At 64.8% G+C, this 1,697-nt stretch carries 3 protein-coding genes and 1 pseudogene; 3 read left to right on the forward strand and 1 reads right to left on the reverse strand.

Features of this window, described 5'->3' with window-relative positions:
• Together V6M52_RS20015 and V6M52_RS15165 are read left to right on the forward strand one after the other, a co-directional pair.
• Positions 1-81 (forward strand): flagellar basal body rod C-terminal domain-containing protein (locus V6M52_RS20015; protein ID WP_442881871.1); only part of this gene is annotated, 81 nt, incomplete at its 5' end.
• Positions 82-91: 10 nt separating this feature from the next.
• Entirely contained in the window at positions 92-1,027 is a 936-nt protein-coding gene (locus tag V6M52_RS15165; protein ID WP_332701624.1) for a flagellin, read from the forward strand.
• A gap of 5 nt (positions 1,028-1,032) precedes the next feature.
• Here V6M52_RS15165 and V6M52_RS15170 read toward each other — a convergent pair whose 3' ends face one another.
• Entirely contained in the window at positions 1,033-1,218 is a 186-nt protein-coding gene (locus V6M52_RS15170) for a hypothetical protein (RefSeq protein WP_332701625.1), read from the reverse strand.
• 206 nt (positions 1,219-1,424) lie between these two features.
• On the opposite strand from V6M52_RS15170, the pseudogene V6M52_RS15175 reads away from it, so the two are divergent.
• Positions 1,425-1,697 (forward strand): annotated as a pseudogene (locus V6M52_RS15175) (hypothetical protein); the annotation flags it as partial.

Below are 1,697 nucleotides of genomic sequence, written 5' to 3' on the forward strand. Positions count from 1 at the left end.
TATCAACAAGCCTTCAACGCCTCGGCCCGGATGATCCAGGCCGCCAAGGACATGTTCGATGTCCTGACCAACATGATCTAGGGCCAACGCCATGAACCGCGTTTCCACGACCGGCAACTACAACCAGGTGCTCTCTAACATCATGGCCGCCCAGCAGCGGCAGATGGAGGCGGGCAACCAGGTCGCGACCCAGAAGAAGGGCAGCGATCTCAAGGATTTCTCGCGCAACGCCGACATGCTGACCGCCATGCGGTCCATCGACGTGCGCCTGGGCGGCTATCTGGAGCAGAACAAGCTGATCTCCGACAAGCTGACCACCCAGGACTTCGGCCTCAACCAGGTGGCCGAGTCGGCCGACGGGGTCCGCCAGGCCATCGCCGAGTCCCTGGCCTCCGGACGCGCGGATACCCTGATGCAGGACATCCGGGGCTACTTTCGCAACGGCGTCGAGGGGATGAACGCCCGCTACGGCGGCAAGTACCTGTTCGCCGGCGGCAAGATCGACACCCTGCCGGTCACGGCCACTGCAATGGCGGACCTGACCAATCCCGGCACGCCCCTGATCTCGGACTTCTTCCAGAACGACGACTTCATCACCCAGGCCAAGATCGACGACTCCACCACGGTCAACACTGGCCTGCTGGCCGACAATATCGGCACGGACCTGTTGCAGGCGTTCAAGGACATCCAGGTGTTCGAGGAAGGCGGCTCGGGGCCGTTCACGGGCGAACTGACCACGGCCCAGCAGACCTTCCTGGAGGGCATCCTTGCGACCTGGGACACGGTCCACAAGGACATCATCAACGAAACCGCGCGCAACGGCATGGTCCAGAAGCGGGTGGAGTCGGTGAAGAAGGACCTGGTCTCGCGCCAGGACAGCCTGCAGGGGATGATGGGCGAGATTACTGACGCCGACATGACGCTGGCGATCAGCGCCCTGGAGCAGGCCCAGCTCTCGGTCCAGGCCGCCTCGCAGGTCTTCCTGACCTTGCAGAACAGCTCGCTGCTGAACGTGCTGCAGCCGTAAGGCTTCTACAGATTGAACTCCGCGCCGAGGCGGGCGACCAGGCGTTCGCCAGTCCAGACCTCCACGGCGCAATTGTCCTGCCGCAGGGTGTCAGCCTGGGCAAGCGCGGCTTCGTCGTCGCAAAACTGCAATTCGCGCGCGTCCCAAAGGCGTTCTTGCGGGCCCAGGACATAGAGGCGATACGAATTCATTGGCGCTACCCTTCCGCTAGACAGGTGGGAGCACAGCTCTCAGTCGTCGGTGGTCCTGGACGCTACTCGCCGACGACTTGCCGATCATACACCCGGCCACGAGCGACCACCATCACGCTTTCGCCATAACTGATGGTCGGGTCTCCGACTCTTTGGATTCCGGGCGCATCTCGCAAAACCAGCCGCCAGCGTCTACATAGCAGCCCATGAACGCCCCCTTCGCCGACAGCGCCGTCGAAGCCGCCCGGGCCGCCGTGGGCCTGCCCGCCGGCGCACGCGTGGTCGCGGCCATGTCCGGCGGGGTGGATTCCACAGTGACCGCGGCGCTGCTGGCGCGGGCCGGCTATGACGTGGTCGGCGTCACCCTGCAGCTCTACGACCATGGGGCGGCGGTGCAGAAGAAGGGCGCCTGCTGCGCGGGCCAGGACATCCACGATGCGCGGACGGCCGCCGACGCCCTGAACATCCCCCACTACGTC

Origin of the sequence: Devosia sp., assembly GCF_036676215.1 — a bacterium.
In the GTDB taxonomy this organism is placed as follows: Bacteria; Pseudomonadota; Alphaproteobacteria; order Rhizobiales; family Devosiaceae; genus Devosia.

Excerpts from the sequence above, each read along its gene's own strand:
- V6M52_RS15165 (WP_332701624.1), top strand. The coding sequence starts at position 92 with ATGAACCGCGTTTCCACGACCGGCAACTACAACCAGGTGCTCTCTAAC.
- V6M52_RS15170 (WP_332701625.1), bottom strand. The coding sequence starts at position 1,218 with ATGAATTCGTATCGCCTCTATGTCCTGGGCCCGCAAGAACGCCTTTGG.